Origin of the sequence: Parendozoicomonas verongulae (assembly GCF_009711465.1) — a bacterium.
Classification (GTDB): domain Bacteria; phylum Pseudomonadota; class Gammaproteobacteria; order Pseudomonadales; family Endozoicomonadaceae; genus Sansalvadorimonas; species Sansalvadorimonas verongulae.
Window position 1 is genome coordinate 1 of sequence record NZ_SMME01000744.1, and the last position, 771, is coordinate 771.

Annotated in this window: 2 protein-coding genes; both read right to left on the reverse strand. The window is 50.7% G+C overall.

All coding sequences use genetic code 11. From position 1 onward, the window contains the following. Window positions 1-36 precede the first annotated feature (36 nt). A complete protein-coding gene (locus E1189_RS04760) occupies window positions 37-471 on the reverse strand; it encodes a HepT-like ribonuclease domain-containing protein (protein ID WP_155158910.1) in 435 nt (144 codons plus the stop codon). 8 nt (window positions 472-479) lie between these two features. Next, on the reverse strand, window positions 480-771 hold a 292-nt coding region (locus E1189_RS04765; RefSeq protein WP_230460168.1), incomplete at its 5' end, for a nucleotidyltransferase domain-containing protein.

Genomic DNA, 771 nt, shown 5'->3' on the forward strand with positions numbered 1-771 from the left:
ATTTCGGGCGGAGGGCAGTCTCTACTGCCCTTGAAGTTATTTCCTTACATAGCGTGCAATACGCTCCGGCGCAGCCAACAGCTGCGGTGTTAAGCGCAGAACCTCTCTGTGAATCTCTGCCAGCGCGGATTCTTCATACTCATGGGCAATCGCATTGCGCAGCTCACGAATGACCACGAAGTCTCGTGCAGCATCAATCAAGCCTTTCTTTTCCGCTCTGTTGATGCGATCACGCACAGTGCCCGGGCTTTCCAAATCCAGCTCATCCACCAACCGGAAGATTTTCTGAATCAGGATATCGCTCATGCGGGCAAAGCGTGCAGTCAGGGTTTCAAACTTTTCCTCATCTTCAAGGGTTAGCTGACCCACATCCAGCGGCTGACACCGCTCCAAAGACCAGCGCAAGCCTGCAGCCGCTTTGTTCATTTGTTGCAGTTGTTTTTCCAATAGCCTGCGCTTGTCTTCTGTCATAACCGTATCTACCTCTGAAGTTCTATTGCTGTAGGAAGAACCGTTCTTGTAAAGTCACCTGTACCATCGGCATCCAGCAGCAGATCAATCTTCTGCTCACCCAGTCGTTCATGGAGATCCGCAAGGATATTCAGCTTATCAGTGAATCCCAGTTTTGCCGAAATCACCAGCAAATCAATATCCCCCCCTTTTTTGGCAGGGTCTGTGCGGGAGCCAAATAATAGCACCCGCGCTGTAGGGTCATACTGGGAAATCACCTGAGTGATAGCTTGCTGTTCCTGTTCCGTCAGTCTCATGGAT

Coding starts and splice junctions, on each gene's coding strand:
- E1189_RS04760 (WP_155158910.1), bottom strand. CDS start 471: ATGACAGAAGACAAGCGCAGGCTATTGGAAAAACAACTGCAACAAATG.